Annotated in this window: 24 protein-coding genes; 15 read left to right on the forward strand and 9 right to left on the reverse strand. The window is 59.3% G+C overall.

Going from position 1 to position 26,707, the window contains the following annotated elements; all coding sequences use genetic code 11:
- Positions 1-5: 5 nt before the first annotated feature.
- From CRD18_RS04620 to CRD18_RS04635, 4 genes are read left to right on the forward strand one after another with little or no spacing between them, the layout of a single operon-like run.
- On the forward strand, positions 6-770 hold the full coding sequence (locus CRD18_RS04620) for an SDR family NAD(P)-dependent oxidoreductase (protein ID WP_049193518.1): 765 nt from the start codon (positions 6-8) through the stop codon (positions 768-770).
- On the forward strand, positions 767-1,993 hold the full coding sequence (locus CRD18_RS04625; RefSeq protein WP_070549296.1) for a bifunctional cobalt-precorrin-7 (C(5))-methyltransferase/cobalt-precorrin-6B (C(15))-methyltransferase: 1,227 nt from the start codon (positions 767-769) through the stop codon (positions 1,991-1,993). Before CRD18_RS04620 ends, CRD18_RS04625 begins: the two co-directional genes overlap by 4 nt.
- Before the next feature lie 46 nt (positions 1,994-2,039).
- Positions 2,040-2,813, forward strand: coding sequence for a precorrin-4 C(11)-methyltransferase (gene cobM, locus CRD18_RS04630; RefSeq protein WP_016422807.1), 774 nt, complete (start codon positions 2,040-2,042; stop codon positions 2,811-2,813).
- Complete coding sequence (locus CRD18_RS04635; RefSeq protein WP_070595229.1) at positions 2,801-3,541, forward strand: cobalt-precorrin-6A reductase; 741 nt, start codon at positions 2,801-2,803, stop codon at positions 3,539-3,541. The genes cobM and CRD18_RS04635 overlap by 13 nt, the downstream gene beginning before the upstream one ends.
- A 24-nt stretch (positions 3,542-3,565) precedes the next feature.
- On the opposite strand, the gene CRD18_RS04640 is transcribed toward CRD18_RS04635, so the two are convergent.
- The 5 genes from CRD18_RS04640 to cobG all read right to left on the reverse strand — a co-directional run bounded on the left by CRD18_RS04640 (position 3,566) and on the right by cobG (position 8,200).
- A complete protein-coding gene (locus tag CRD18_RS04640) occupies positions 3,566-3,871 on the reverse strand; it encodes a hypothetical protein (RefSeq protein ID WP_070653059.1) in 306 nt (101 codons plus the stop codon).
- A complete protein-coding gene (locus CRD18_RS04645; RefSeq protein WP_187406527.1) occupies positions 3,852-4,376 on the reverse strand; it encodes a hypothetical protein in 525 nt (174 codons plus the stop codon). The genes CRD18_RS04640 and CRD18_RS04645 overlap by 20 nt, the downstream gene beginning before the upstream one ends.
- Positions 4,377-4,748: 372 nt before the next feature.
- Positions 4,749-6,359, reverse strand: a complete 1,611-nt coding sequence (gene cobJ / locus CRD18_RS04650; protein WP_048734064.1) for a precorrin-3B C(17)-methyltransferase — start codon at positions 6,357-6,359, stop codon at positions 4,749-4,751.
- A gap of 3 nt (positions 6,360-6,362) precedes the next feature.
- On the reverse strand, positions 6,363-7,013 hold the full coding sequence (locus CRD18_RS04655; RefSeq protein WP_187406528.1) for a precorrin-8X methylmutase: 651 nt from the start codon (positions 7,011-7,013) through the stop codon (positions 6,363-6,365).
- A gap of 11 nt (positions 7,014-7,024) precedes the next feature.
- Positions 7,025-8,200, reverse strand: a complete 1,176-nt coding sequence (gene cobG, locus CRD18_RS04660) for a precorrin-3B synthase (RefSeq protein ID WP_070549304.1) — start codon at positions 8,198-8,200, stop codon at positions 7,025-7,027.
- 252 nt (positions 8,201-8,452) lie between these two features.
- Between cobG and CRD18_RS04665 the strand changes: the two genes are divergently transcribed.
- From CRD18_RS04665 to CRD18_RS04685, 5 genes are all read left to right on the forward strand, one after another.
- On the forward strand, positions 8,453-10,015 hold the full coding sequence (locus CRD18_RS04665) for a lipase family protein (protein WP_187406529.1): 1,563 nt from the start codon (positions 8,453-8,455) through the stop codon (positions 10,013-10,015).
- A 173-nt stretch (positions 10,016-10,188) separates the two neighbouring features.
- Entirely contained in the window at positions 10,189-13,839 is a 3,651-nt protein-coding gene (cobN, locus tag CRD18_RS04670) for a cobaltochelatase subunit CobN (RefSeq protein ID WP_187406557.1), read from the forward strand.
- Positions 13,840-13,915: 76 nt separating this feature from the next.
- Positions 13,916-14,536 (forward strand): FxsA family protein, encoded by a 621-nt coding sequence (locus CRD18_RS04675; protein ID WP_048734054.1) that lies wholly within the window; start codon positions 13,916-13,918, stop codon positions 14,534-14,536.
- 38 nt (positions 14,537-14,574) lie between these two features.
- Complete coding sequence (gene lnt / locus CRD18_RS04680; protein ID WP_070546148.1) at positions 14,575-16,263, forward strand: apolipoprotein N-acyltransferase; 1,689 nt, start codon at positions 14,575-14,577, stop codon at positions 16,261-16,263.
- Positions 16,264-16,275: 12 nt separating this feature from the next.
- Positions 16,276-17,088: a polyprenol monophosphomannose synthase gene (locus CRD18_RS04685; RefSeq protein ID WP_016422816.1), complete on the forward strand. Its 813-nt coding sequence runs from the start codon at positions 16,276-16,278 to the stop codon at positions 17,086-17,088.
- Between the two features lie 303 nt (positions 17,089-17,391).
- Here the strand turns inward: CRD18_RS04685 and CRD18_RS04690 are convergent, their stop codons facing one another.
- Positions 17,392-17,781 (reverse strand): RNA polymerase-binding protein RbpA, encoded by a 390-nt coding sequence (locus CRD18_RS04690; protein ID WP_005511311.1) that lies wholly within the window; start codon positions 17,779-17,781, stop codon positions 17,392-17,394.
- A gap of 81 nt (positions 17,782-17,862) precedes the next feature.
- Here CRD18_RS04690 and CRD18_RS04695 point away from each other — a divergent pair, with 81 nt between their 5' ends.
- From CRD18_RS04695 to CRD18_RS04715, 5 genes are all read left to right on the forward strand, one after another.
- On the forward strand, positions 17,863-18,255 hold the full coding sequence (locus CRD18_RS04695; protein WP_224783748.1) for a hypothetical protein: 393 nt from the start codon (positions 17,863-17,865) through the stop codon (positions 18,253-18,255).
- Between the two features lie 17 nt (positions 18,256-18,272).
- Positions 18,273-18,983 carry a YceI family protein gene (locus CRD18_RS04700; RefSeq protein WP_070567052.1) on the forward strand — a complete coding sequence of 237 codons (711 nt, stop codon included), beginning with the start codon at positions 18,273-18,275 and terminating at the stop codon, positions 18,981-18,983.
- Positions 18,984-19,196: 213 nt separating this feature from the next.
- Positions 19,197-19,415 (forward strand): hypothetical protein, encoded by a 219-nt coding sequence (locus tag CRD18_RS04705; protein WP_016422819.1) that lies wholly within the window; start codon positions 19,197-19,199, stop codon positions 19,413-19,415.
- 422 nt (positions 19,416-19,837) lie between these two features.
- A complete protein-coding gene (locus tag CRD18_RS04710; protein WP_049193536.1) occupies positions 19,838-21,274 on the forward strand; it encodes a hemolysin family protein in 1,437 nt (478 codons plus the stop codon).
- Positions 21,275-21,277: 3 nt separating this feature from the next.
- On the forward strand, positions 21,278-22,315 hold the full coding sequence (locus CRD18_RS04715) for a hemolysin family protein (RefSeq protein WP_049193538.1): 1,038 nt from the start codon (positions 21,278-21,280) through the stop codon (positions 22,313-22,315).
- Between the two features lie 64 nt (positions 22,316-22,379).
- Here CRD18_RS04715 and tpx read toward each other — a convergent pair whose 3' ends face one another.
- Positions 22,380-22,877 (reverse strand): thiol peroxidase, encoded by a 498-nt coding sequence (tpx, locus tag CRD18_RS04720; protein WP_049193539.1) that lies wholly within the window; start codon positions 22,875-22,877, stop codon positions 22,380-22,382.
- A gap of 174 nt (positions 22,878-23,051) precedes the next feature.
- On the opposite strand from tpx, the gene CRD18_RS04725 reads away from it, so the two are divergent.
- Positions 23,052-23,336: an Lrp/AsnC family transcriptional regulator gene (locus CRD18_RS04725; RefSeq protein ID WP_005511316.1), complete on the forward strand. Its 285-nt coding sequence runs from the start codon at positions 23,052-23,054 to the stop codon at positions 23,334-23,336.
- A 38-nt stretch (positions 23,337-23,374) separates the two neighbouring features.
- Here the strand turns inward: CRD18_RS04725 and CRD18_RS04730 are convergent, their stop codons facing one another.
- The gene (locus CRD18_RS04730; RefSeq protein ID WP_049170503.1) at positions 23,375-25,084 is read right to left on the reverse strand and encodes an FAD-binding dehydrogenase; all 1,710 of its coding nucleotides are present in this window, start codon (positions 25,082-25,084) and stop codon (positions 23,375-23,377) included.
- A gap of 117 nt (positions 25,085-25,201) precedes the next feature.
- A complete protein-coding gene (locus CRD18_RS04735; protein WP_049193541.1) occupies positions 25,202-26,656 on the reverse strand; it encodes a class I SAM-dependent methyltransferase in 1,455 nt (484 codons plus the stop codon).
- Positions 26,657-26,707: the final 51 nt, after the last annotated feature.

Here is a 26,707-nt window from a genome sequence, read left to right on the forward strand (position 1 = left end):
AGCGCATGGGACACGTACTCGTTCTTGGTGCCACCAGCGAGATCGGCGGGGAAGTTGCCGCGCGACTGGCCAACCACAACACCTTCACGCTCGCTGCGCGCCGCACTGAGGCGCTCGACGGCATTGCCGGTCGGCTCATCGACTCCGGTGCCGTCGCGGTGCACCGCATCCACTTTGATGCCGATGACATCGCGGCACACCGCCAGTTCGTCGAGCACGCCTGGCAGCACGGTCCCATCGACACGGTGATTGTCGCGTTCGGTATCCTCGGTGATCAACGGAAGTGTGAGGAGTCCGGCGAGGCTGCTGCGGCAGTCATTCATACCGACTTCACAGCACAGGCATCGATTCTCACTGAGATTGTCGCGCGCATGGAGTCCGACATCGCCTCCGGCACGCTGCCTGTGCGCGATAAGGTCGCGGGCCGCATCATGGCCTTTTCCTCTATCGCAGGTGCCCGCGTGCGCCGCGCCAACTACGTCTACGGTTCGGCGAAGGCCGGTCTCGATGGTTTCCTCCAGGGCATGCAGGACCGCCTGCGCGGGAGCCATATTCAGCTGACGATTGTCCGGCCGGGCTTCGTCATCGGCCGCATGACCGAAGGCATGAAGCCAGCGCCGATGTCCTCGCGCCCCGCCGAGGTCGCGGAGGCCGCCGTCACTGCTTTCGACGGTCGGAAGCCCCACGTCTGGGTGCCACGGAAACTGGCGTTGCTCGCACGCGCCACACATCTGACTCCGCGCTGGATTTGGCGGAAGATGCCCCGATGAGCCCAAAGCTTCGCGTCGTCGGCATCGGCTGCGACGGGTACCCTGGCCTATCCGCCCGCGCTGTCGAGGCGTTGTCGTCGGCTCGCCGCATCATTGGCTCTCCCCGTCAGCTCCATTTGCTTGCCGACGTCAACCTGGACGCCGACCTCTCACCTTGGCCAGGTGGCTTCTGGAAGGATTGGCGGGCCACCCTGGCAGATATTGACCCCGCAGTCGATGTCATCCTCGCCAGTGGCGATCCCATGTTCCACGGTGTCGGCGTGTCCCTGGTCCGGGAGCTCGGCCGTGGCGCCGTGGAGGTTATTCCAGCGCCATCGTCAGCCTCATTGGCCTGCGCTTACCTCGGCTGGCCCTTGCATGACACTCCGGTGATTTCGCTGGTGACAGGCGAGCCGGGGCTACCTGGTGCCGCGCGTGTCGTACCGGTAGCGGATTCACTACGGCCCTTCCTGGTGCTGTGCCGAAACGCGGACTCAGTGAAAGAGGTCGCTACGGTTTTAGCCGACCGCCCAGACACCAAGCTCACCGCGCTGACCAATCTCGGCGGCACGGAAGCTACAGGGCTGCCGGAGTCCGTTGCCGCAGGCACGGTGGCGAACCCACCAGTTCCAGCTGGCAACCTCACGGTGCTGGCGGTGGAGCCGTCGGGAAGCGCGCGCGGCTGGCTGCGCGACGGTGACTTTGATTCAGATGGCCAGCTGACGAAGGCGCCGATTCGCCAAATGACGGTCGCTGCGTTGGATCCGCGGCCGGGAGCGCTGCTGTGGGATGTCGGCGGTGGCACGGGGTCGATTGGCATTGAGTGGGCTCGGCACGGCGGACGTGCGGAAATTTTCGAGCGCGATGCTGTTCGTGCAGAGCGAATTGCTAAGAATGTGGCGGCTCTGTCTGGCAATGTGACCGTCCACCGCGGAGCGGCACCAGCGGTGTTGGCGGACTCGAATCTTCGCCCAGATGCCATTTTCATCGGCGGAGGTCTCACTGCTGACGGAATGATTGAAACCTGTTGGCAACGCCTTGCCCCGGGAGGCACCATCGTCGCAAACACCGTGACGCTGGAGTCGGAGGCTCTGCTGTGGCAGGCGCGTCGCGACTATGGCGGGGATGTCACCCGGCTTTCCGTGGAGCGCGCAGGTGCAGTCGGCAGTTTCACTGCGTGGCGCCCTACGTTGCCGGTGGTGCAGTGGGTGGCGGAGAAGCCAGTAGAGCCTGCGCTACCATAGACGTAATTTCTCTGTCTAGAAAATATTGAGGACTCTGTAACTCACAATGACTGTGTATTTCATCGGTGCAGGCCCGGGGGCAGCGGATTTGCTGACGCTGCGCGCGGACCGGCTTATTCGTTCCTGCCCAGTGTGCCTTTACGCGGGATCGATTGTCCCGCCTGAGGTGCTGGAACACTGCCCCGAAGGCGCAGAGATCATCAACACCGCGCGAATGCCGCTGGATACCATCATCGAAACCATTCAGGCAGCGCATGCGGCGGGCAAGGATGTCGCACGCCTGCAGTCCGGCGACCCGTCGGTGTGGTCGGCGCTGGCAGAACAGGTCCGTCGTCTCAGCGAGCTCGGCATTGACTACGAAATCGTTCCGGGTGTGCCGGCATTTTCCGCGGCGGCGGCCGCTCTGGGCCACGAGCTCACGGTGCCAACTGTTGGCCAGTCGGTGGTGCTGACTCGTATCTCCGGGCGCGCTTCCAAGATGCCGGAGGGCGAGACCCTGGAGAACTTCGGCCGCACGGGCGCAACTCTGTGCATTCACTTGGCCGCCCACGACATCGATCGTGTGGTCGAGGAGCTCACCCCGCATTATGGTGAGCACGGTCCGGTGGCAGTCGTGGCTTTCGCATCCCGTCCGGAACAGGTTATTCTCCGCGGCACGCTGTCTGATATCGCGCAGCAGGTCAAGGATGCAGGTGTGACTCGTACGGCTGTCATCATTGTCGGCAAGGTGCTCACCGCCGAGGCGTTCCCGGATAGCTACCTCTACAGCGATGATCGTCCACGCGATGAACACGGACGGACCATTCCATGCGTGCACTAATTCTGGGTGGAACTGCTGAAGCCCGCGCCCTGGCCAAGCGCTTAGTGGGCGAGGGCTGGTTTGTCACCTCTTCACTGGCCGGTCGCGTTTCTAACCCGAAGCTGCCCGTCGGCAATGTCCGCATTGGCGGTTTTGGCGGTCCCGCAGGACTGACTCGGTGGCTCATCTCCGATGCCACTGAAGTCATCATCGATGCCACGCATCCGTATGCAGAACAGATCAGCGAATCTGCTGCTGAAGCTGCCCGCGCCACCGGTATTCCGCTTGTTGCGCTGCATCGCCCTGCGTGGGAGAAGCAGCCAGGAGACAACTGGATTGAGGTGTCCTCCATGCAGGAGGCCGCGGACGTTGTTGCCGACCGTTTCTACAGCCCGTTTCTCACTATTGGCCGTCAGCAGCTTGCTCCATTTACCGGTGACTCCAACGGCCGTTACCTCATTCGCTGCGTGGAACAGCCCGCGCCGCCGCTGCCGAAGAATCGGAAGATTATTCTCAGCCGTGGGCCTTACGACGTCGCAGCGGAGCGCAAGCTCATGCGGGATTACGCCGTGGACTGCGTGGTAACCAAAAACTCCGGTGGTGCTGCTACTTACGCCAAGATTGAGGCAGCCCGCGACCTGAAGAAGCCGGTCGTTATCGTGCAGCGCCCACAGCTGCCCGGCGCGGATATCGCCACCGTCGCCACAACGGTGGATGAGGCGTACAACGCCGTCATCCGCCGGGCATAGCGGCTAATTCTGGTGTGAACTAACTTACCGCACAGGCTGCCACTCTGTTTGCTCAGTGGGGACCTGCTCGATTCCACCAGAAGGACTCAATATCAGCCATGCGATAAACATAGCGATTGTCAGGATAACAGAAATTAATGTGAAAGTAATCCATCGTCGACGATATTCATCCTCGGCTTTTTTGGCCTCGAACAGACCATAAATTCCAGTTAGAAATGGAATTGGAAACGCGATATAGACCCCCGCCACAAAAAGAATGACTGCAAGAATCTGAAATCCCCAGTCAATCAATCCCGGCACTCTTTTATTATTAGCACCTTTCGCTTGCATTATATTCTCCAGATGGTCGAATAGTCGCTGAGATACAGACCGTCCTTTGACCTGCCCCAATGCCGTCAACCACAATGGACTGCTCAAAGTTCTCCGAAGTTCGCACGAACCAACCTGCCCCTACAGCATACGAAGCTGGATTCGAGGCCGAACCCCTATACGACCATGTAGGAGTACTGGTTTCCCCACCGTGATCAAGAACTTTGACATTCTTAATCTTTTTACCTGGGGTTCCGCAGATTTCAACAGTCTGCCAGTAAGTGTATAGGGTGTTACCCATAACAGCCTTTTGCTCAAACCGGGCACCATCCTTTCGGCAGTAGTCAGCCCCGCCCTGCGCAAAAAGCTTCGTTGAAAGATTCGACGGCTGTGGCAATCGTTTTACAATCAACTCACCCGGAGTTGTATAGGCTCGCAGAAGGCTTCTTTGGTGGTTATCCAACTCCGCCATCGAAAGGCGACCTTCATCAATCGCCCTATAAAGTGATTCAGCCTGAGCTGCCACGGGACGTGCAGATTCCTCAGCGCTAGCAACGGGTGAAAAGATGATACCCGCTAAAATAAGGGCAGATTCCAATAAAAGAACTTTTTTTCCCTATCACCTAAACCTCCTTTTATGTCGGTGATCGCCCCGAGCATAACACTGTAAATGAGCTATGCTCAGAAATATCATCCGATTAAATAAGCAATCTCCGCCAAGAAAGGGGTAGACAAAAGTGGTAGGCATTTGGGCCAAACGAACCATATTTGCAACTGAACACTAAATCTCGATTCAGCAATATCACTTTTCAAATTGCCGCGGCCAGCGTAAATAATCTTCCTTTCAATTCACGCTCCGGTATTTAATAGCGACAATGTGCGCTGGAAAACCCCAAAACTAACGCAGCAACTCGCCAGTTCCGCTGGTGCCGCCCTCACCGTAGTGGCGTGCGGTGTAGACCCGAGTGGTCTTGCCGGCACGATACGCCTTCGTCGACGACGAACCGATAATCACCATGGTTCGCATATCGACGACATCCGGATCGAACTCCGCCAACGTGGTCACGGTAACGTTTTCCTGCTCCGAGCCAACTGCCCGTGCCACAATCACAGGCGTTGTCGGTTCGCGGTACTCCATGGCCAATGCGCGTAGCTCTCGAATCTGCCATCTCCGCGACTTGGATGCCGGGTTGTAGACAGCAAATGCCATGTCTGCTCCGGCTACGGCACGCACTCGCTTAACGACGACCTCCCAGGGCTTCAACCTGTCGGAGAGACTGAGCATCGCAAAGTCATGGCCAAGGGGAGCGCCCACTCGACTTGCGACAGCCTGAGCCGCAGTCATGCCTGGCACGACTCGAACTGGAATGTCTCGCCACATATCGTCATCAGCGACTTCCAGCACTGCGGCCGCCATAGCGAAGACCCCCGGGTCACCGGAACTGACCACCGCAACTCGACCCCCACGCTTGGCGATATCCAGCGCCATAGTGGCTCGCTCTGCCTCTACGCGGTTGTCTGAGAGGTGGCGGCGTTGCCCGGCGCGCTCAGGAACCCGGTTGATGTAGGTGGAGTAGCCCACCAGATCCGTGGCTCGGGCCAGTTCCTCGGTGACTTCTGGGGTGGTCCAGCGCTCCGCACCCGGGCCTAGGCCGACAACGACGACTTCACCAACTGCTGGGGCAGCCGACTCAGTCGCCGTATCGGTGACTGTATCGCTCGCCGCATCATTAGCTGGCTCAGGCGCCCCAGAAACACTCCGTTCAGTTCCGTAGACAGCGGAAGGCACGACGGCTACTGCGAAGTACGGAACTTTCTCCGGGTCTGCATCGGCCAGCGGGTAGCTGGTGTGCTCATTCATGGTTGCTCGCTCGACAACGTAGGCGCGCTCGAGCATGCCTGCGGACTGCAACGCTGTACGAACCTTCTCAACGTTTTTCCCCAGCTTCATAATGACTACACAGTCTGAGGCGTCAAGAACCGCAGCGATGCGCTCGGAATCAGCGGTGGCGGGAACAACGCTGACGATTTCGGTAGCCTCGCCGAGCGGCTGACCAATCTCTGCTGCCGCCGCAGTAATGCTGGCCACTCCAGGGACAATCTCAGTGGGAAAGTCCTCGCTGAGGGCGTGATGCAGATGCTGGTACGAGCTATAGAGCATCGGGTCACCGAGCGAAAGAACTGCAACACTTCGTCCCTCGGCCAAGTGCTTGTGCAGGCGAGCAGTGGCCTCTGCATAGAAACCGGCGAGCTGCTCGCGGTAGTCGACTGGGCGCCCGGTGGTCACCGGGTATTGCAATTGCTCTTCCACGGCAGCGTCGTCACGCGCGTCAATCAGTTCGGCGGCGATTGAGCGCGCCGTGGAACGTCCGTGAGTTCCGGCATGGTAGGCGATGACATCGGCTGTGCGGATGATGTCGGCACCGCGAAGTGTAATGAGACCTGCGTCGCCGGGGCCGAGTCCGACGCCGTAGAGATGACCAGGCTGAGCACTGTAGGAGCCGGACATGGTTTAGAGAATCTCCTTTGCGGTGGCGATGGCATTGAGGGCAGCACAGGTGATAGCCGAGCCGCCGCGGCGACCGGTGACGGTGATGTACTTCAGCTCCGGGTTGTCGGCACCGGAGTCGATAGTGGCCTGCTTGGATTCCGCGGCACCGACGAAGCCCACTGGCATGGCCAAAATGGCAGCGGGCATGGGGAAGGAGCCCTCATTAATGCGGTTGAGCAGGTGGAAGAGGGCGGTGGGAGCGTTGCCGATGGCGACAACCGCGCCCTCTAGGCGTGGCTTCCACAGCTCCACGGCGGCAGCAGTGCGCGTGGTGCCGAGTTCTTGAGCCAGCTTGGGGACGCGCTCATCACGCAGCAGGCAGATGACCTCGTTGTCAGCAGGTAAGCGCTTGCGGGTAATACCCGAGGCGATCATGTTGACATCGGTGAAGATAGGAGCGCCTTCCTCGAGAGCCTGGCGAGCTGCGCGCACAGCTCCCGTGGAAAAGACGATGTCCTTGGCCAGGTCGGTCTGACCTGCTGCGTGAATCATTCTGACAGCGACGGTTTCCTCATCGGCATCGAAGCGGGAAAGATCGCTTTCTTCGCGAATGATGGCAAACGAGTTACGGTAAATATCCGCACCGTCGGTGTTGTACTCAAAGCGCTTCATAGGCTTAAAGCCTAGTCCACAGCAGTGACTTCGTATTCTCCGTCCCCGGTGGCGAGATAGTCGAAGTAACCGCCCTTGGGCTTGCCGCAGCGACGCTCACAACCGGAGAAGTGCACGCGCCCCTCGGGCAGTCGGCCATCGGCAATTGCGTGAGAAGCATCGCCGCGGGTGTCAGCCAGAGACTTTTTGCAGCCGGGGCGTCCGGTGCAGGCGCTGACGCGCAGCCAGGTGGACTTCCGGTCGAAGATCAGGCCATTGGGCGCCAATACCTTGACGACCTGTTCGGCAACTTCCTCTTCCAAATCGTGCAGAATCAGCGAGTACCACGGAGTGACGTGCACAGGAACTTGCGTATGCGAAATCGCACGGGCCAGACGCGCCGGGAGGACGCCAAAGCGCAGGCCAGCGGCCAGGCTAACCAGGCCATCCGGCTGGTCAATCCAACCGATCTGGCGGGACAGCCCGGCGGTGGCATCAAAGCTCTCAGCCGGGGTCGGCTCCTGGCGACGGACTCGGGCGCCCAATTCCTCGATTATCGCATCGGCAATGCGCTCGGCCGCATTGGCTTCCGCGATGCGCCAGGCTGAACCACGGCTGTCATTCCACACCTTCGCTGTGGTGATGAGAGCCTCCACGACGTCGTCACGCGAGACGACAATCCCCGAGGTCGCGCCGCCAATGATGAGTTCAAACGTGTTCTCATCATGGGCGACAACGCCGAAGTCGGGGCGCTCACCGAGCACGTCACCGCGGCCGTCGTCGAAAGCCATGAGTGTGCGACCTGGCAGTGTTGCCAGCGACGGCTCCGCGATGAGAGCCTTGTCGAACTCTTGAACCAGGTCACGCACATCAGCTTTACCGCCGACGCGACCGGACAGCGGCGACTGAAGAACGTTGCGTACGCGGTCGTGGCTGGTGGAGGGAACCAGCTTCTCTTCTTCCGCGGCATCGGCGAATGCGCCGGTGTTGGTGATGCCACGGATCTGAACATTGCCGCGGGAAGTGAAGTGAATATCACCGTCGCCGAAATTCTCGGCCAAATCGGCGAGTACGGCGAAGCCCGGCGCGGGAAGAAAGCCTCCGGGGAAGCGCAGACGACCAATTGCGCCATCAGCTGCGATATGAACCTTGCGGCTGCCGGGGCAGCCGTCCTGACGAGTGCGGGTTCCTTGATCAGATGCAGTCATACTCTCAAGAATACGCAAACACACACAGAGCTGAGCCCCCGAAAACAGGGGCACATTATCCGACTCCTTTCCAGCCCAACGAAACCCTTCTGAAGTGGAGTTTTGATACCCCTCCGCGAAAAACATACAAATTCTTCACTGAAAATCCACCGATCTACCTTTTTAAAACCTTATTGTTTTCATAACCTAACTTCCTCTGAATTAAGGGAAGTTTTCATTGGGTTTTCAATCTGGGGTTATTCAGGAGATTTCATGCCACATCACGACGCTGAAGCACTCACGCACGAGGCACACGACACCGTCGGCACCGGCCGTGCCTCGACACAGACACGCTCTGCTTCACGACGAAACCGTCGCACCATCCGAACGGGAATCGGGGTAGCGCTAGCAGGTCTTATGACCATCGGCCTGGCTACACCTGCAAACGCACAGCCACTAAACATCCCAGGCCTATCGGATAGTGGGCTGGCGGATAAGGTGTCGTCGTCAAGCGCAAACCGCGAACTGCCTGGTTTCGGCCATGTACCGAACCCGAATATGGAAAGGCTACTCGGCATCGAGAAAGACGATGAGGAGTCTGACAGCGAGGACGCAGGTAGGCAGCTGACCCCGGAACAGGCACGCGTGGCCGCAGCCTCGCCGCTGAATTCTCTGCCGCTGACCCCGTCGCGCACGGCAAATGCCGGCACGCTGGTCAGCAGCGAGGATGCCGAGATGATGGTGAACGACAAGCTGTGGAATGTGGATGCCAAGCGTATTCACTACAACTCCACGGATTCCCTCGGCAATCCCAGTGTGGACACAGCCCTTGTGGTGACTCCGAAGACGGAGTGGAAGGGCAGCGGTCCGCGTCCGGTCGTCGCAATCGCGCCGGGCACGCAGGGTGGCGCGGAAAAATGCGACCCATCAATCTCCTCACAGACCGGCCTAAAGATTGAGTTCGGTCCGTTGGACATTATTGCTCCATACGAGACGATCCCGATGGTCGCGAACTTGAAGCGAGGCGCGACTGTGGTGATGATCGACCACCACCGCAATTCCCAGGGTAACCAGGACTACGTCGACAACATCGCCTCGGCACAGTCGCTGTTTGATGCCGTGTCTGCCTCACACGAGCTCGGCGTGGACAAAAATGCGCCCGTGGGAGTTTATGGCTACTCCCAGGGTGGCTCCGCAGCCGCTGCAGCCGCTGAGCGTGCAGGTGTCTACGCTCCAGAGCTCAACGTCGCCGCATCTGCCGCCGGCGGCCCGCCGTCCGATCTCGCAAACGTCCTCGACCAGATTGATGGCACTACGCTGACCGCCGCGATTGCACTGGCAATCAATTCTGTCCTGGATAAGGATCCGGAGCTGCGCCGAGTCCTCAAGGAAGAAATCAGCCCCGAAGGCAAAGAACTGCTGGACAACGTGGGCAACTACTGCGCGGGTGGCTTGGGTTTCCATCACTCGTTTGAAACCACTGACCAGTACACGACTAGCGGTGAGTCACTCAGCGAGATGATTAAGCGCTACGAGCCGGTACAGAAGGAACTCGCACGCCAGCGCGTCGGCAACTTCGTCCCAAATGCGCCGGTGTACCTCTACTCGGGTGAGCATGATGACATCATCCCCATCAACCAGGTTCGCAAGCTGCGCGATTCCTGGCTGAATCTCGGCTTCACCGACCTGGAGTACGTCGAAAACACGACTTCACCGGTGCTACCGAAGACGGGCATTAACCATATCGTTCCGATGCTCGCGGAACTGACTAATGCCACCGACTTCCTCTGGTCCCACTTCCCAGATCAGCCGGCGGAGCAGTCGCTGGAACTCTAGCAATAGCCCCTGCAGTAGAGTGATGGAGAAATCCACTGCCATGCCGCTGACGAGAAGCTCGGTGAAAATCCGCACGGTCGCGCCACTGTCACAGTCAGACCTCGTCATCGGTTAGAAGGCAGACTCCCGCCGACCGGGGACGCGTTGCTCCCCAGGAAGTGAATGACTACACCGTGATTCTGCTGCTGTCGACCTCGGATACCGACCTTCTGTCCGCCCGCGCGGCCGCTCAGGCCAACCCGGAGGTGTCCTACCGTTGGGCAAACCCGGCGCGTCTGCTCGACGATGATTTGCCCACGCTTGCCGACGGCGCCGATGTCGTCATCATCCGACTTCTCGGTGGCCGCCGCGCCTGGGAATCCGGCATCGACTACTTTGTGAACTCCGGTATTCCCACCGTCCTCGTCTCCGGTGAGCAGGCACCCGATGCCGAACTCACCGAGTATTCGACAGTTCCCGCAAACGTCGCCACGCAAACGCACATTTACCTGGCGGAAGGCGGCGCAAAGAACCTCGCACAGCTGCACAATTTCCTGTCGGACACACTGCTTCTGACCGGTCTTGGCTTTGAAGAGCCCACTCGCATGCCGGCCTGGGGTTTCCTGGAGCGCGACTCCAAGGTGGCCACGGAAGATTCCCGCGGCACCGTCGGCATTATTTACTACCGCGCCCAGCACCTGGCGGGAAATACGCACTACATTGAGGCGCTTGCTGACGCGGTCGAGGCTCGCGGCTACGTCGCCAAGCCTATCTTCGCCGCGTCCCTGCGCACCGCCAGCGATGAACTGCTGGCAGAGCTAGCTTCCTGCGACGCGCTCATCACCACGGTGCTCGCCGCTGGCGGCAACCGCCCGGCACTCGCGCAGGCCGGCCAGGACGATGACGGCTGGGATGTCGCCGCACTCGCAGACCTGAACATTCCCATCATCCAGGGTTTGGCCCTGACTTCGTCCAAGGCGGCATGGGAGGACAACGACGAAGGTCTGTCGCCGCTGGACGTCGCAACACAGGTCGCCGTCCCCGAATTCGACGGCCGCATCATCTCGGTCGCGTTCTCGTTTAAGGAAATCGACTCCGACGAGCTCATTTCCTACGTCCCGGATCTCGAGCGTTGCGACCGCCTGGCCGGCATCGCCACCCGTTACGCCGCGCTCCGCCACATCAACAACGCTGACAAGCGCGTCGCCGTCATGCTCTCTGCGTACCCGACCAAGCACGCCCGCATCGGCAACGCTGTCGGTCTGGACACACCAGCATCCACGTTGAAGGTGCTGCACGCGCTTGCCGACGCCGGATACAACCTCGGCGACACCACCAAAATCCCCGGATATGCCACCGCCGAGAATGGTGCCGATGAACCAGATGCGTTCATGCACGCCATCATCGAGGCCGGCGGCCAAGACCCGGACTGGCTGACCGAAGAGGTTATGGAGGCAGCCGAACTCCGCCTGCCCGCTGCCACCTACGAGAAGTTCTTCGCTACCTTGCCGGAAGAACTTCGCTCCGACATGCAGGACAAGTGGGGTGCCGCGCCGGGCACCCTGTACGTCCACCCGGATACCCAGGACATCTACATTGCGGGCCTGACCTTCGGAAATGTCGTGGTCATGGTGCAGCCACCGCGCGGTTTCGGTGACAACCCGGTGGGTATCTACCACGACCCGGATCTGCCGCCGACGCACCATTACCTGGCCTGCTACCGCTTCCTGTCGCTGTCGCAGGCGCAGGGCGGTTTCGGCGCTGATGCCGTGGTTCACATGGGCAAGCACGGCAACCTGGAGTGGCTGCCGGGCAAGACCGTCGGCCTTTCCGCTTCCTGCGGCCCGGATGCTGCCATCGGCGAGCTGCCAATGATCTACCCCTTCTTGGTCAACGACCCGGGCGAAGGCACACAGGCCAAACGCCGTGCTCACGCCACTCTGGTCGACCACCTCATTCCGCCGATGGCCCGCGCCGAATCCTACGGCGACATCACCCGTCTGGAACAGCTTCTCGACGAGCACCAGAACATCTCCGCCATGGACCCGGCCAAGCTGCCGGCCATCCGCCAGGAGATTTGGACGCTGCTGACCGCCGCGAAGATGGACCGCGACCTCGGCTGGGACGAGCGCCCGGACGAGGAGGTCTTCGATGACATGCTCATGCATGTCGACGGCTGGCTCTGCGAGATTAAGGACGTCGCCATCCGCGGTGGCCTCCACGTGCTCAGCCAGGCACCGGAAGATGAATCCCTAATCGGCACTGTGACCACCATGTTGCGCGCCCGCCAGCTGTGGGGCGGCAAGCAGACCCTGCCGGGCCTGCGCGAAGCTCTCGGCCTGGCCGAGGACGGCACCGATGAACGCCACGCTGTGGACTCTATCGATGCACTGGCTACGGCGCTGGTAACCGCCGTGGTGAAGAATCCCGACCAACCGGTGACACAGATCGCGGCTGATGTGCTCGGCTCCGAGGAATTTGCCGATATCGCGGCACCAAACGGCCTCGACCAGGTCGTCGAGCTGCTGCAGTTCACCCGCGACGAAATTCTCCCGCGCCTGGCTGCTACCAGCGAGGAGATCCCACGCATTCTTTCTGCTCTCGATGGCGAATTCGTCCCGGCTGGCCCCTCCGGCTCACCGTTGCGTGGCCTGGTCAACGTGCTGCCGACTGCCCGCAACTTCTACTCGGTTGACCCCAAGGCGGTGCCGTCGCGCCTGGCTTGGGAAACCGGTGTTAACCTCGCCGATGGCCTGATTGAGCGCTACCGCGCCGACCACGGTGAGTACCCCAAGTCGGTTGGTCTGTCGGTGTGGGGCACTTCCGCCATGCGTACCTCGGGCGATGACATCGCCGAGGTGCTCGCGTTGATTGGTGTGCATCCGGTGTGGGATGACGCATCTCGCCGTATTGTCGGCCTTGAGCCGATTCCGCTGGAGGAGCTGGGCCGCCCGCGCATTGACGTGACCGTCCGTATTTCCGGCTTCTTCCGTGATGCGTTTCCGCATGTTATCGACCTTTTGGATGATGCGTTTCAGCTCGTCGTCAAGCTTGATGAATCCGATGAGGACAACTACGTGCGCGCCCATGCGAAGGCCGACCAGCAGGAGCGCCCGCGTCGCATCTTCGGTTCCAAGCCGGGCACCTATGGAGCTGGCCTGCTGCAGCTGATCGATTCCGGTTCCTGGCGCGATGACGCGGACCTGGCAAAGGTCTACACGACCTGGGGTGGCTACGCCTATGGCCGCGGTGTCGATGGGGAAGAGGCAGCTGACGACATGAAGACGGCCTACCGCCGTATTCAGGTTGCCGCGAAGAATGCCGATACCCGCGAGCACGATATCGCCGACTCCGATGACTACTTCCAGTTCCACGGCGGCATGATCGCCACGGTCCGCGCACTGACGGGTTCCGCTCCGGAGGCCTATGTGGGCGATTCCACCCGCCCGGACGCCGTGCGCACCCGCACCCTGCACGAGGAGACGCGACGCGTCTTCCGTGCCCGCGTGGTCAACCCACGCTGGATGCAGGCAATGCGTAACCACGGCTACAAGGGCGCCTTCGAAATGGCCGCAACCGTCGACTACCTCTTCGGTTACGACGCGACGGCGCAGGTCATGGATGACTGGATGTACGAAACGCTTACCGACGAGTACGTTGCGAACCCGGAAAACCGCGAGTTCTTTGAACAGTCGAATCCGTGGGCTCTGCACGATATTTCCGAGCGCCTGATGGAGGCCGCCGAGCGCGGTATGTGGGAAAACCCCGACCAGGAACGCATGGATCTGCTGCGCCAGACCTACCTGGATACAGAGGGCGACTTGGAGGAGCGCGCTGACCGGTAGGCGACCGCTAGTCGTCGTCTAACCGGCCGATAGCCGTAACCACTTGCTCATCTAGTGGCGGTTACACTGGGGAACTATGAGCAAGTGGTTCACAATTATTTACCTCATCGCCGAGATTGCGGCCTTTATCGCACTTGGTGAATGGATTGGCTATGGCTGGACCGTCCTGCTGGTTCTGGGTCTATTCATTCTGGGATTGGTTTTCGCCGCCATCGAGTTCAAGCGCATCTACCAGAAGTTGCTGCTGGATACTTCTCGTACTCTTACTGAGTACGGACAGAAGCATCCGGAGGAGGCAATCAAGCGCTCGGCAAAGGGCGCGGGACACTTTGTGGCTGACTCGGCAATCCTGTTGGTTGGCTCTTGGCTGATTGCCCTGCCGGGCGTCGTCTCCACGGTTGTTGGTTTCCTCATGGTGCTACCGCCGACTCGCTGGCTGATTCGTAAGAGCGGATCGGTGGCGCTGCTCAACGGACTCCGCAACTTCAGTGACCGCAGCATGATGGTGGTCTCTCAGTACGGCATGAACCCGGGTGCTCCAGGAACTGGCGCTGGTGCTGGCGGTTTTTCGGGTTTCCCTGGATTCTCTGGTGGTTTCCCGGGTGCGGATGGCAAGGCCTTCCCACAGGATAAAATCGTCCCACCGGCACCGGACAACGCCTGGGATGATGACCAGGACGACAGCGACAAGCGCTAACTCAAAAACTCGCAAACGTAGAGAGTTCTCTTATACAAGTGCACACTAACCGCCAAGCGCGCTCCAGCGAGCACGGGAACGTCGCTCAGAAAGACGCTTCGAAAGACATTCTGGAGAATCCGAATCGCTGGCAGGCGCGCTTTCGCGCGCTTACCCCACTAAAGCAGCGCCTCGTTCTCGCCTTCATTGCAATCCTCGCTGGTGGATTGCAGTTCTTAAGCTATGCGCCCATGAGCTGGTGGTGGACGGCCTGGATCGGCCTCGCCCTGCTCATTTTTGCCTTCTTCTGCGCAGCCGATTGGAAATCCAGCGTAGTGGTGGGCTTCAGCTGGGCAACAGCGACGGCTCTTTTCTCACTGCCGTGGATCGGCTCCTTCGTCGGCATTGGCCCCTACGTGGCGCTCTCAATTGTGCTGGGACTGCTCGCAATTCCGGCGGCGCTTGCGATGTGGCTGATTGCCCAATCCAGTTTCCCCCTCGCGCTGAAGCTCCCTGGCATGGCCGCTGCGCTCGTGGCAGGGGAGGCGCTGCTAGCCCGCTGGCCTTTCGGAGGCTTCCCCTGGCTCCGCGTTGCCTGGGGGCAGGTCGACGGCCCGCTGGCCCCAGCAGTGGCAATCGGCAGCACTGCATTGGTCACTTTCCTCGCTGCTTGCGTTGGTGCGGGACTGGTCGCGCTCACGCTACGTTCCTATGCAACCTCCGCTGCGCTTTTGGTGGGAGCGTTATTCGTCGGCTGGGTTCTTCCTGCGTGGACCCAACCGCTGCCTGAGCCTACGGCCGCTGACAACACCCGTGTCGCGGTTATCCAGGGCAATGTTCCGCGCCTCGGTTTAGAGTTCAATGCCCAGCGCCGCGCAGTCCTGCAAAACCACGCCGATGCCACCAATGAGCTGGCCCGACGTGTCCACCAAGGTAAGGAAGAGCAGCCGGACATCGTCATCTGGCCCGAAAACTCCTCCGATGTCAGCCCGTTTACGGATGGGGAAGCGGCACGCATTATCGAAAACGCCGCGATGAATATTGGCGCTCCCATCGTGGTCGGCACCTTTACCTACACCAATGGGGTGCAAAACACCATGGTGGTCTGGGATCCGCAGACCGGCCCCGGCGACCAGCACGAGAAAATCTATCTCCAGCCCTTCGGCGAGACCATGCCATTCCGCGAACTGCTACGTCACTTTTCCGACATGGTCGCTCACGCCGGAGACATGACTCCGGGCAACGGCGATGCCGTGGTTACAACGCCAGGCACCGATGGTTTAAAGAAGGTCAATCTAGGCGTGGCCACCTGTTACGAAGTGGTCTTCGATGGTGCCTTCCGCAACGCAGTCAAACACGGCGCAACCATGCTGGCCACGCCCACAAATAACGCCACCTTCGGTTTCACCGACATGACCTACCAACAGCTGGCCATGAGCCGCATGCGAGCCATGGAGTTCCAACGCTCCACGGCCGTCGCCGCAACCAGCGGTGTGAGCGCGATTGTGGATGCGCACGGAGACGTCGTAAAGCGGAGCAAAATCTTCGAGCAGAAGGTACTCACTGAAACTCTGCCTCAGTACGCCCACCTGACTTTTGCAGCCCGCTTCGGGACGTGGATTGAAGGTCTACTGACCGCATTCGGTATTCTTTGTGTGGTTGGTGCCGTCCTGCGTCGCCGTGGCGGAGATGCCAGGGCAGGCGCAGATGAAGTTGATGGCCGGGATACTGAGCAGAACATGCACTAAGGAGAATCACGAGTGACTGCCCTAAATGAGTCGACGCTGGTTGTCATTCCCACTTTCAACGAGCGGGAAAACCTGCCGGGCGTGATTGCACGCCTGCGCGCAGCGGAGCCTCGCGTCGACATTTTGGTTGTCGATGACTCTTCACCAGACGGCACCGGTGAGCTCGCCGATGAAATCGCTGCCGCTGACAAGTCGGACAACGGCGAAGAGCACATCTACGTCCTGCACCGCGAGGGCAAGGGCGGTCTCTGGGGTGCGTACCGCGCGGGCTTCGCTTGGGGTCTCGAGCGCGACTACGAGGTTCTCTGCGAGATGGATGCCGACGGCTCCCACGCACCAGAGCAGTTCCATCTGCTGCTGGAGAAGCTCGAGGACGGTGCCGATGTCGTCATCGGTTCCCGCTACATTCCGGGCGGCAAGACCGTCAACTGGCCAATGAGCCGTCAGGTTCTCTCCCGCGGCGGCAACCTCTACATCTCGCTGGCGCTCGGCGCGGGCATCTCGGATATCACCGCTGGCTACCGTGCTTATCGACGGGAAGTTCTCGAAACCCTTGACCTCGAGAACATTGGCAAGGCTGCGTACCTGTTCCAGACCGAGCTCGCTTTTGAGGCTGTACAGGCGGGCTTCTTGGTGGAGGAGGTTCCGATCACCTTTACTGAGCGCGAGTACGGCGAGTCCAAGATGGATGGCAGCTTTGTGAAGCAGTCTCTGCTGCAGGTCACCAAGTGGGGATTCAAGCACCGCTCGCAGCAGGTAAAAAACCTGGGGTCGGAGATTGGTCGCCTGGCTGGTCACGAGTTTAAGCAGCGATTCCGCAAGTAGGGCTAGGGCAGCCCCAAAGATTGCGGCCTACCTGTGTGGAGACGGGCTGCCTGTATGACTGCGGGCTGCCTGTATGAATGGGGGCTGCAAATGTGAAACTGTCTAAGTTTATGACAGTTTCAGGCCATTTTTCAGGCCATTTTTGTCATAAACGCAGTCAGTAACTCGGATCGGCCCGCCGCAGCCAGGCACCAACAAAAAACGGGCCCGAATAAGGAGCAAAACCTTATCCGGACCCATTTTGCAGCATGTAATTCACAGCTGCAGCGCCCTAAAGCTCACTAGCGCAAGCCAGCTCAAACCTTAAGCGTTCTTCTCTGCTTCTTCGGCTTCCTTCTGAGCCTTCAGCAGGCGAGCGGCGTTACGACGACGCTTGCGCAGCAAGTCAACACGCTCATCCAGCAGCACGTCGAGCTCCTCGATGGAGCGGCGCTCACGGAGCATGTCCCAGTGAGTCCTCGGCGGCTTCACCGGCTTGGCTTCAGTGCCTTCGCCTTCAACCAGCTCACCAATTTGGCCATTCTTGCACAGCCATTCACCTGGAATTTCCGCGTCATCCGCGAATGGGACCTCGAAGATCTCACCGGATTCAGTGCGGTAGCGGACCATCATTCGCGGCGCGAGGTCATGATCGCGATCGGTCTCATACGAAACGGCGCCCATGCGACTGCCACGAAGAACTCGATCTGCCATGTGGAACGTGCCCCCTTTGGTAGAAATACTAGACCACACATTATAACGCCTTAGTCAGCATTCATGCCATAATTGACTTCTGTGTCAGATCAAAAGCCGAGCACAACTACCGCCAATTGCCAGTGGTGTGGCCGCGAAATGGAGGTCGCTATCCGCGGTCGCCGTCGCAAGTTCTGCAGCCAAGCCTGCCGGCAGCGCGCGTATGAAAAACGCACTGGCGTAGCAAAAGGCGCTTCCAGGCCGATTGCCGAGCGAATCAATTCGGATCTCACGCTGAAGACCGCCACCGATGCCACGAGCAGGCCGGCGGGCGATGACGTCGTAAAGCGAATAGGGGACGGGCTCTTCGAAGTACGTTGTCTCGCCGAAGACTTGCGCACCGCGCTTGACGACGGCATGGAGACTGCCGTCCTGCAGGAGATTACGCAGGAATTGATTATGAAAACGCGTGAAGTGGAACGGTTTATCCCATAGCGGATTAAAAGGATAGGATGAGCACTATGAATTCTGGTGTCCGTAAGTCAATTATTACTTTGATAGCCGTTGCAGTTGTTGCGCTCGCAATTGTTATTGTGGGGCCAGTTTTGTATCGCGTTTTCACGCATGAAGGGGTGCGTACTGGGGATTTCGAGGCCACGGAGCTGCCTGCAGCAACGACTGATGCGAATGGCACCTGGAAGATTGTCGGTGGCGATAACTCACAGAACACCTCCGTTGGTTTTACTTTTAATGAGGTACTGCCGGGCAGCAGGCGGACGACGTCCGGTTCCACCCACGATGTCACCGGCGAGCTGAAGGTTGCTAACAACAATCTTGAGGACGCATCCGTTGTTGTTGATATGGCAACTCTGACTAGCGATATTGAACGTCGTGACATCAATGTCCGCAACAATATTTTCAGCGTTGAGCAGTACCCAGAAGCTAAGTTTGAGCTTGCAGAGCCGCTCGATATTTCAAGCATTCCAGATAACGGCCAATGGGCAAATATCGAGATTCCGGGACGCCTGACCATTCGCGGTGTCACCAATGATGTCACCGTGCCAATGAAGGCCGCTCGTACCGAAAACCTGGTTTTGCTGTCGGGCACTTTGCCAATCAACCGCCTGGATTACAACGTGCGCCTGCCACAGTTTGTAGCTGCATCTATCGAGGAGAACGGCGAACTCAATCTGCGCATTGTCGCAGAGAAGCAGGACGCGTAGGACGCGTAGGTTTCGCGGCTGGCAGACACAGCCATCTAAAGAGAATCGCAGTAGCGCTCTAAAGAGAATCGCAGTAGCGCTAATCCAAAGAGGCTTATAGCCAGCGAAAATACACCTCGATTCGTCACTGTGACGCAATAAAGCCATTTAGCCACACACCACAGAAGTCCTGCCAAAAACAATTTTGGTAGGCCAGTTGGGAGTCACAACGATATGAACACCTACGAAGCAATGTTGCTCGCACGAAAGGTGCGAATGGTACTTCTGATTATCTTCATTGCATTCGTGGCCTACAAGGGCGTGTGGTGGCTCGTGGCTGTCGGCATACTCCTGATTGGCATGACGCTATGGCAGAACAAGCGGCTGCGGGAAGAGATCGCCGTCCGCAACGCGGATGAGCTTGCAGCGAACGCCAAGGACAATGAGCAATAAATCCCGACGGCATAGATCAAGCGCCAAGATAGAACACGGCAGCAGAAAAAGCGGCGGCGAAAAAGGCGACAGTCCTGGAAATTCAGAAAACCCCAGGGCCAACCACTTTCATTATTTGTCCGATAATATACATTATGACATTTTGGCCTAAGGGTCCCGTCCTCCCCATTACCGCCGATGCGCCATTGCCGTCAGGTCTAAGGAATTTTTAGTAAGATTTCCCGCATGCCTGAACTCTCAGACACATCCAGCAGCTCAGACAGACCCAATACATCCGACACATCAGATAGATCTGGCTCGTCCGACGACCCAGAGCCTCGCGCCAACGTTGACGGGCTCTCTGTAGCCGCAGTAAGCGCAATCACCGCAGCAACCGCCGCAGCATCCTCAGCGAACGCAGCGAACACTTCAGGTGATGCCGCGTGATTGTATCCGCACTCATCGTCTTAGCGGTCTTTCTTTTCCTCGTTTTCGCCAACGCAATTTTCGTTGCTGTCGAGTTTTCCTACCTCACGGTTAATAGAAACGACGTCAAGAACGCCGCAAACGCCGGCTCAAGGTCCGCATATTTAGTAGACCGTGCTCTATCACGCACCTCTACTAACCTCTCCGGCGCACAGCTGGGAATTACGGTCACCAGCCTCGTCGCTGGTTTCCTGACCGGGCCTTCCCTCGGCGTCCTCCTCGAAGCCGCATTTGGTGGCACTAGCATCTCTCCCGCCACCGTCACTGCAATCAGCACTACGGGCGCTTTCATTATCGCGACCTTCACTCAAATGGTCTTTGGCGAACTCGTCCCCAAAAACTGGGCCATCGCCGAGCCCACTAAAGTCGCAAACCTCGTGGTCAGGCCACAGAATGCCTTCATGTTCGCATTCGGCTGGCTGGTCTGGCTACTCAACAGCGCGGCTAATTGGGTGCTAAAACGGCTCGGCTTCTCCCCTGAGGAAGAGGTCGCCAGTGCCAGGACGGCGGAGGAACTCCGTGCCGTCGTCACGCGCTCTAGCGATGAAGGAAAGATTAACCCGCAGACCGCCGAGTTGGTGGCGCGATCGATCGAGTTCGGCGAGCGCACGGCGGCTGATGTGATGACGCCACGCACACAGATCATCTTTATCGAAGATCAGAGCGTCGCAGAGATGCTGACGGTCGTCGCAGATTCCGGGCACGCCCGCTTCCCCGTCGTCGGCAACAGCGTCGACGACATTCGCGGCGTGGTGCACTACACCGATCTGCTCAGCGTGCCACACGCACAACGCTTGACGACGTCGGCTGCGAGCCTGGCCAAAGATGTACTCGTGGTGAACGACTCGACCACACTTGATCCGCTGATGCGTCAACTGCGTGAGGATGCATACCAGTTCGCAGTGGTTGTCGATGAGTACGGCGGCACGGACGGCATTGTGACGTTGGAGGATCTCGTCGAGGAAATCGTCGGTGAAATTGACGATGAACAAGACGATCGTTCGTTGCTCTACAGCCGGATTAGCCCCAATACGGTGATTGTTTCCGGTCTCATGCGCCCTGATGAGTTGGGAGAGATCCTAAACCTGGTCCTGCCGGAGGGCGAAGAATCCGACACTATTGGTGGATTTATCACCGAACGCTTGGATCGCATGCCTCGCTTCGGCGACACGATTACGGTCGAAGCCACCGACCACGAAAACCTCGATGAGGAGAACTTGCCTACCACCGCTGAAGTTGCTTTTCGAGTCGAGCGCATGGCGCGTCACCGCGTTGGCCGTATTCGTGTCCAGGTGGACCTCGCCGGCAACAAGGTCACGCGCACGGATGAAGGCGCTGACCAGGACGGCACCAGTCACAACCACGTCGAGCACAACAGCGAAAAGGAGGGCTAGAACATGCCACTACGTACTCTTATTTTGCTGTTGGCCCTCAATGCCTGGTTTGTCGCCGCTGAATTTGCGATGGTCTCGGCTCGCCGCGATCAAATTGAACCGGATGCCGTCAGCGGCTCTACCAGCGCAAAGTACGCGCTGCGCGGTATCGAAAACGTGTCGGTCTCCCTGGCGGCAACACAGCTGGGCATTACCGCCTGTTCCCTGCTCATCGGTGCCGTCGGCGAGCCTGCGATTGCGCACTTCTTCGAGCCCTACATGACAGCGCTGGGACTCCCCGCGGGCACCGCCCACGTGGTTGCGCTGGCGTTGGCGCTGCTGATTGTCACTTTCTTACACATGGTTGTCGGCGAAATGGTGCCGAAGAACATCGCTATTGCGGCCCCCAGCCCGACGGCGAAGTTCGTGGCTATTCCGCTGTATGTGATTGTGCGGGTGCTCAATCCGGTTATCTGGGCGATGAATACGACCGCGAACATCGTGGTTCGCAAGATTCTTCGCGCCACTCCGAAGGACGAGGTCGATTCCTCCTTCACCGCTAGTCAGGTGCAGGATTTCGTCGCCGAGTCCGGGCGTCAGGGCCTTCTCGACAATGACGAGCTCGCGCTCCTCCACAAAGCTCTCGGCTTCGAGCATCTCACCGCCGCGGATGTCACTATGCAACTCGACACCCTCGTTACCATTGGCCCCGACGCCACCGTCGCCGACATCGAAGAGCTCAGCGCACGCACGCGCTTTTCCCGCTTCCCCATCACCGATGCCGATGGCAGCTTCATCGGCTACCTTCATGTCAAGGATTTGCTCTCGCTTGACGACGGTCACCGCGACCGACCCTTCCCGCGGAATCTGATTCGCACCTTCGCAAGCGTCAGCCCGGATGCCAAGCTCCAGACGGTCATGCGGCTGATGCAGCGCGAGCAGGCTCACTTTGCCTTGGTGACGGAGGAAAATAGTACTTCGGAGAACTCTGTCAGCGGAATCGTTGCGCTGGAGGACGTACTAGAAGAGCTCGTCGGCGAAGTCCGCCAGGCAACAGCCTAGCGCGTGCGCCGACGAGCCCCGTCGATTCCAGCTGGTTACTTGCTGCTGAAAGCTTGTTAGCTAATTACTTCAGTGCAGCCAGTGCGGAGTCGTAGTCCGGCTCCGTGGTGATCTCATCGACCAGCTGGTTGTAAATGACCTTGCCCTCTTCGTCAGTGACGACTACGGCACGAGCAAGCAGGCCAGCGAGCGGGCCATCCTGCTGGACAACACCGAAGGCTTCGCCGAAGCCGTGGCGGAAGTCCGAGGCAACCTCAACGTTGTCCAGGCCTTCTGCAGCGCAGAAGCGGCCGAGAGCGAACGGCAGGTCACGCGAAACATTAACCACGACGGTGTTGTCCAGCCCAGCAGCGTCCTCGTTGAAGTGACGCACCGAAGCTGCACAAACACCGGTGTCTACCGACGGGAAGATGTTGTAGACGACCTTCTTACCAGCGAAGGTCTCATTGGTGACCTCGGCGAGGTCACCACCGGTGAGGGTAAACTCCGGAGCCTTGTTGCCCACCTGGGGCAGGTCTCCGGAAAGCTGGACTGGGTTGGACTGAAATGCGGTTTGTGTCATAGCGCCCTTTTTACCGCCTTTCGTCCGGATCCTCCAGGCTGTTTCCTGGAAATCAGTAGAATCGTGACAGAAATGAAATTCCGGGCCGCAGTATCTTGAGCAATCTTTCGTACCTTGCGGTCCGGGCCACGCTATTCAGCGGGCCCCACGTTTATACTCCGAGGAAAGGCAGCCATGAGTTTGATTACCGCAATTGTGTCCATCGATGTCGAAGCTGACAAGATTCCGGAGGCCGCCGAGACCATCGTCGAGATCGACGGCGTGACTGAGGTCTACTCCGTTACTGGTGACTGGGACTTGGTCGTCGTGGTGCGCGCAACTAATCACGATGATTTGGCGGAAATCATTCCAAATCTCATCAGCAAGGTCGACGGTGTTATTCGCACTCAGACTCAGCTGGCTTTCCGCACCTACTCTCAGCACGACCTGGAAAGTGCATTCTCCATCGGGCTGGAGTAGCCGCGGATTCTTCCACCGAGCCGTGCGGTATGCGGGAGCTACTTAACCACTTCCGCCATCGCGCGGCCTGCCTGGCGGCCACTGAAAATACAGCCGCCCAGGAATGTACCTTCCAGCGCGTTGTTGCCGTGAACGCCACCGCCACCGAAGCCAGAGGCCTCGCCTGCAGCGTAGAGCCCCTCAAAAGGTGTTCCGTCCGGGTGCAAGCACTGGCCGTCGAGGGTGGTCTCGATGCCACCGAGCGTCTTGCGGGTCAGCATGCGCAGACGAATAGCAATCAGTGGGCCGTTCTTCGGATCCAAAATCGGTGATGGCGGCACGGAGCGGATGATCTTGTCCCCGAGGAAGTTCCGGGCCACGTTGACGTAATTGACCTGGTAGTCCTTGGAGAAGGGATTACCGGTCTGCATATCGCGCTGACGAATCTGCTCCTCGAGCTTCTCCAGGTCAATCTTCGGCGCTGCGGCTCCGGACTCCCCGCCCGAGCTCGCCTCCACAATCTCGTTCATCCCCTCGACCAGCTTTGGCAGATCGTCGGCAACCACCCAGTCTTCGCCGTTATCCATAAACGCCTGAATAGGTGCGGCAACACCAGAGGTCACCTTGCCAATCAGCTTCTTGATCTCCTTGTCGGTCAGATCCGGATTCTGTTCTGAGCCAGAGAAAATAAACTCTTTGCCCACGATGTTCTTATTCAGCACAAACCAGGAGTACGAGTGTCCGGTGGCCAGAATGTGCTTCATCGTGCCGACAGTATCGGCGCCCGGAATATATGGCGCTGGCAGGCGGTTTCCTTCTGCGTCGAACCACATGGCCGACGGCCCCGGGATGATACGGATACCGTGATTCGGCCACACGGGATTCCAGTTCTTCATGCCCTCGGTGTAATGCCACATGCGGTCACGGTTGACGAGGTTTGCGCCGGCCTGCTCTGCGATCTCGATACCACGGCCGTCAACATGCTCTGGCACACCGCAGACCATGTCCTTCGGCATCTCGCCCAGGCGCTCGGTCGGCCAGCACTTACGCACGGCTTCCAGGTTGCCGCCAACACCGCCCGTCGCAATGCACACGGCCGACCCGCGGATCTCAAAGTCCTCCCCTGTTTCCTCGCGTGACGACGCCACTCCTCGCTCTAAAGATTCACAGGGAACCAGAATCTTGCCACGCACGCCGACGGCGCGGCCATCTTCCACAATCACCTCGTCAACGCGGTGGCGATGGCAGTATTCCACCAGCCCCTTCTTCGCAGCCTCAGCGACCGGCTCTGCGAATACGCGGACGATTTCGGGGCCTGTGCCCCAGGTGAGGTGGAATCGGGGTACCGAGTTGCCGTGACCGTCGGCACGCCCTTCACCGCGCTCAGCCCACCCGACGACAGGCAGGAACTTCACGCCGAGATTGCGGAGGTAGTCACGCTTCTCCCCTGCCGCGAAGTTCAGGTAGGCCTTGGCCCACTTGCGTCCCCAGTTGTCTTCCTCGCGGTCGAACTGCGCGGAGTTGAACCAGTCAGCTTCAGCGAGCTCGCGGTTGTCCTTGACTCCGAGGCGGCGCTGCTCTGGCGAGTCGACGAGAAAGATTCCTCCCAGCGACCAGAAAGCCTGTCCGCCGAGGTTGTTGGCATTCTCCTGATCGACAAGGATGACCTTCTTGCCGGCCTGCGTGGCCTCATACGTCGCGACCAATCCGGCAAGTCCGGCGCCGACGACAACAATGTCTGCAGTACGTGTGGTGCTCTGTGCGTTCATAGTTTCGTTTTTAGACCCTAAACATCACCTTTGAGGTGGTTTTGCCTAAAAACGTGATTTATTTTTACAGGCATTATTTATCTGGCGAATTTCCAACGCGCCCGGAGCCGCCCACTGCTAGTGAGGCCTGCGTGGCGCATGCACGAGCTCGACCTGTACGAGCGTGACTTTCTCTGCGCGCACGAGCGCTTCAAACAGCGACAGATAGTAATTCCACATCCTCCGGAACACTCTGTCGTAGCCGATACCAGCGGCTTCGCGCGCATGCGCCGCAAAGAAATCTCGCTGGAGCTGCAAGGTCGTCGCGAAGTGCGCCGGAATGTACTCTTCCGCCGCGATGCGCAGGCCGGTTTCCCGGTCCACCATCTTGCGCAGCTCTTCCATGGTGAAAAGCTGCAGCTGCGGCCACACATAAGCGCGTACGAGGTCCAAGCTGCGCTCGGCGAGCGCATCGAATTTGTCCGTCGCTACCACCATTTGGACGACGATGGTGCCGCGGTCGACAAGCAGACGCTCGGCGCTCTTCAGCCAGCGCAGCGCACCTGCACGACCGAAGGTCTCCAGACGCCCGACGTTGATAACCGCCTCGAAGTCGGACTCGAATTCGCGTGGCGACGGAATGTTGCGATCCATCTGGATCACATCGACCGCGCCGCGCAATCCGGCTTTTTCCACCCGTTCCAGCACCGTTTCGGTGTGGTCATCAGAGACGGTAATAACCTCCGCGCCCGCTCCTCTTTCTGCAGCCCGAAGGGAAATTTCTCCGCCTGCCGACGGCCATTCGGCGACACGGTCTCCGGCCCGGACTCGAGCAAGATCGAGGATGTGCTCAATATTGCGCACCTGGGCATGCAGAAAATCGGCACGCGCGACGGATTTCGGGGCATCGACATAAGTCACGTCAACTGACCAGTGCGAGGGAACCCCACCCTTGCCAGCACCACGGGCATAGTTTTGAATCTGTTCCCGCGACGAGGTTCGCACTCCGGAGGCGAACAGGCCGGAACCGCCCATCAGCAATTCGCCGGAATAGAGCTCGAGCAATGAGGTCGGCAACTCTCCCGCCATATCTGGCCCATCGAGACGCGGACGTGAACGCGCGACTTTCATCAGACCACGTGCCAGCGGCCCCAACGAAGCAATATCAAGCTCGGCGCTGAGCAGTCGGCTGAGAAGCTCTGGCAAATCATCACTGGACCATTCGCCCGCGAGATAGGCCTCCCCCAATCCGAGCCATTCTGAATCAGCTAGTCGAGAATAGAAAACAGGATCAATGACGCTGAAAATGACTGGACGAAACGATTCAGAACTAGTGGGAGATTCACTGCCGCTGCTAGAGCTGGCACCACCGACTCCGTCGATAGCCAAATCGGCGTCACCCGTCGACCGAGTAATGAAGGACTCTCCGACAAACTCACCGGATTCGACCAGTTCAATGCCGTTGTCCTGGCAGAGCCACTCAAAAGAGCGTTCCATCATTTCGGCACGTTTCGCTAGGAAACGCCCCTCTGGAATACGCGCAACCCGAGGCCATCGCTCTGCGTCAATTGCCTGCCGGCTTGCCGAATTCACCCTGCCCGAACCTCCTAACAATCGCGCCGCATAAAGGTACGAATAACGAAC

This window comes from Corynebacterium sp. LK31, assembly GCF_014335015.1.
GTDB classification, from domain to species: domain Bacteria; phylum Actinomycetota; class Actinomycetes; order Mycobacteriales; family Mycobacteriaceae; genus Corynebacterium; species Corynebacterium jeikeium_D.

Excerpts from the sequence above, each read along its gene's own strand:
- CRD18_RS04620 (WP_049193518.1), top strand. The coding sequence starts at position 6 with ATGGGACACGTACTCGTTCTTGGTGCCACCAGCGAGATCGGCGGGGAA.
- CRD18_RS04625 (WP_070549296.1), top strand. The coding sequence starts at position 767 with ATGAGCCCAAAGCTTCGCGTCGTCGGCATCGGCTGCGACGGGTACCCT.
- cobM (WP_016422807.1), top strand. The coding sequence starts at position 2,040 with ATGACTGTGTATTTCATCGGTGCAGGCCCGGGGGCAGCGGATTTGCTG.
- CRD18_RS04635 (WP_070595229.1), top strand. The coding sequence starts at position 2,801 with ATGCGTGCACTAATTCTGGGTGGAACTGCTGAAGCCCGCGCCCTGGCC.
- CRD18_RS04640 (WP_070653059.1), bottom strand. The coding sequence starts at position 3,871 with ATGCAAGCGAAAGGTGCTAATAATAAAAGAGTGCCGGGATTGATTGAC.
- cobJ (WP_048734064.1), bottom strand. The coding sequence starts at position 6,359 with ATGTCCGGCTCCTACAGTGCTCAGCCTGGTCATCTCTACGGCGTCGGA.
- CRD18_RS04655 (WP_187406528.1), bottom strand. The coding sequence starts at position 7,013 with ATGAAGCGCTTTGAGTACAACACCGACGGTGCGGATATTTACCGTAAC.
- cobG (WP_070549304.1), bottom strand. The coding sequence starts at position 8,200 with ATGACTGCATCTGATCAAGGAACCCGCACTCGTCAGGACGGCTGCCCC.
- CRD18_RS04665 (WP_187406529.1), top strand. The coding sequence starts at position 8,453 with ATGCCACATCACGACGCTGAAGCACTCACGCACGAGGCACACGACACC.
- CRD18_RS04675 (WP_048734054.1), top strand. The coding sequence starts at position 13,916 with ATGAGCAAGTGGTTCACAATTATTTACCTCATCGCCGAGATTGCGGCC.
- CRD18_RS04690 (WP_005511311.1), bottom strand. The coding sequence starts at position 17,781 with ATGGCAGATCGAGTTCTTCGTGGCAGTCGCATGGGCGCCGTTTCGTAT.
- CRD18_RS04700 (WP_070567052.1), top strand. The coding sequence starts at position 18,273 with ATGAGCACTATGAATTCTGGTGTCCGTAAGTCAATTATTACTTTGATA.
- CRD18_RS04705 (WP_016422819.1), top strand. The coding sequence starts at position 19,197 with ATGAACACCTACGAAGCAATGTTGCTCGCACGAAAGGTGCGAATGGTA.
- CRD18_RS04715 (WP_049193538.1), top strand. The coding sequence starts at position 21,278 with ATGCCACTACGTACTCTTATTTTGCTGTTGGCCCTCAATGCCTGGTTT.
- tpx (WP_049193539.1), bottom strand. The coding sequence starts at position 22,877 with ATGACACAAACCGCATTTCAGTCCAACCCAGTCCAGCTTTCCGGAGAC.
- CRD18_RS04725 (WP_005511316.1), top strand. The coding sequence starts at position 23,052 with ATGAGTTTGATTACCGCAATTGTGTCCATCGATGTCGAAGCTGACAAG.
- CRD18_RS04730 (WP_049170503.1), bottom strand. The coding sequence starts at position 25,084 with ATGAACGCACAGAGCACCACACGTACTGCAGACATTGTTGTCGTCGGC.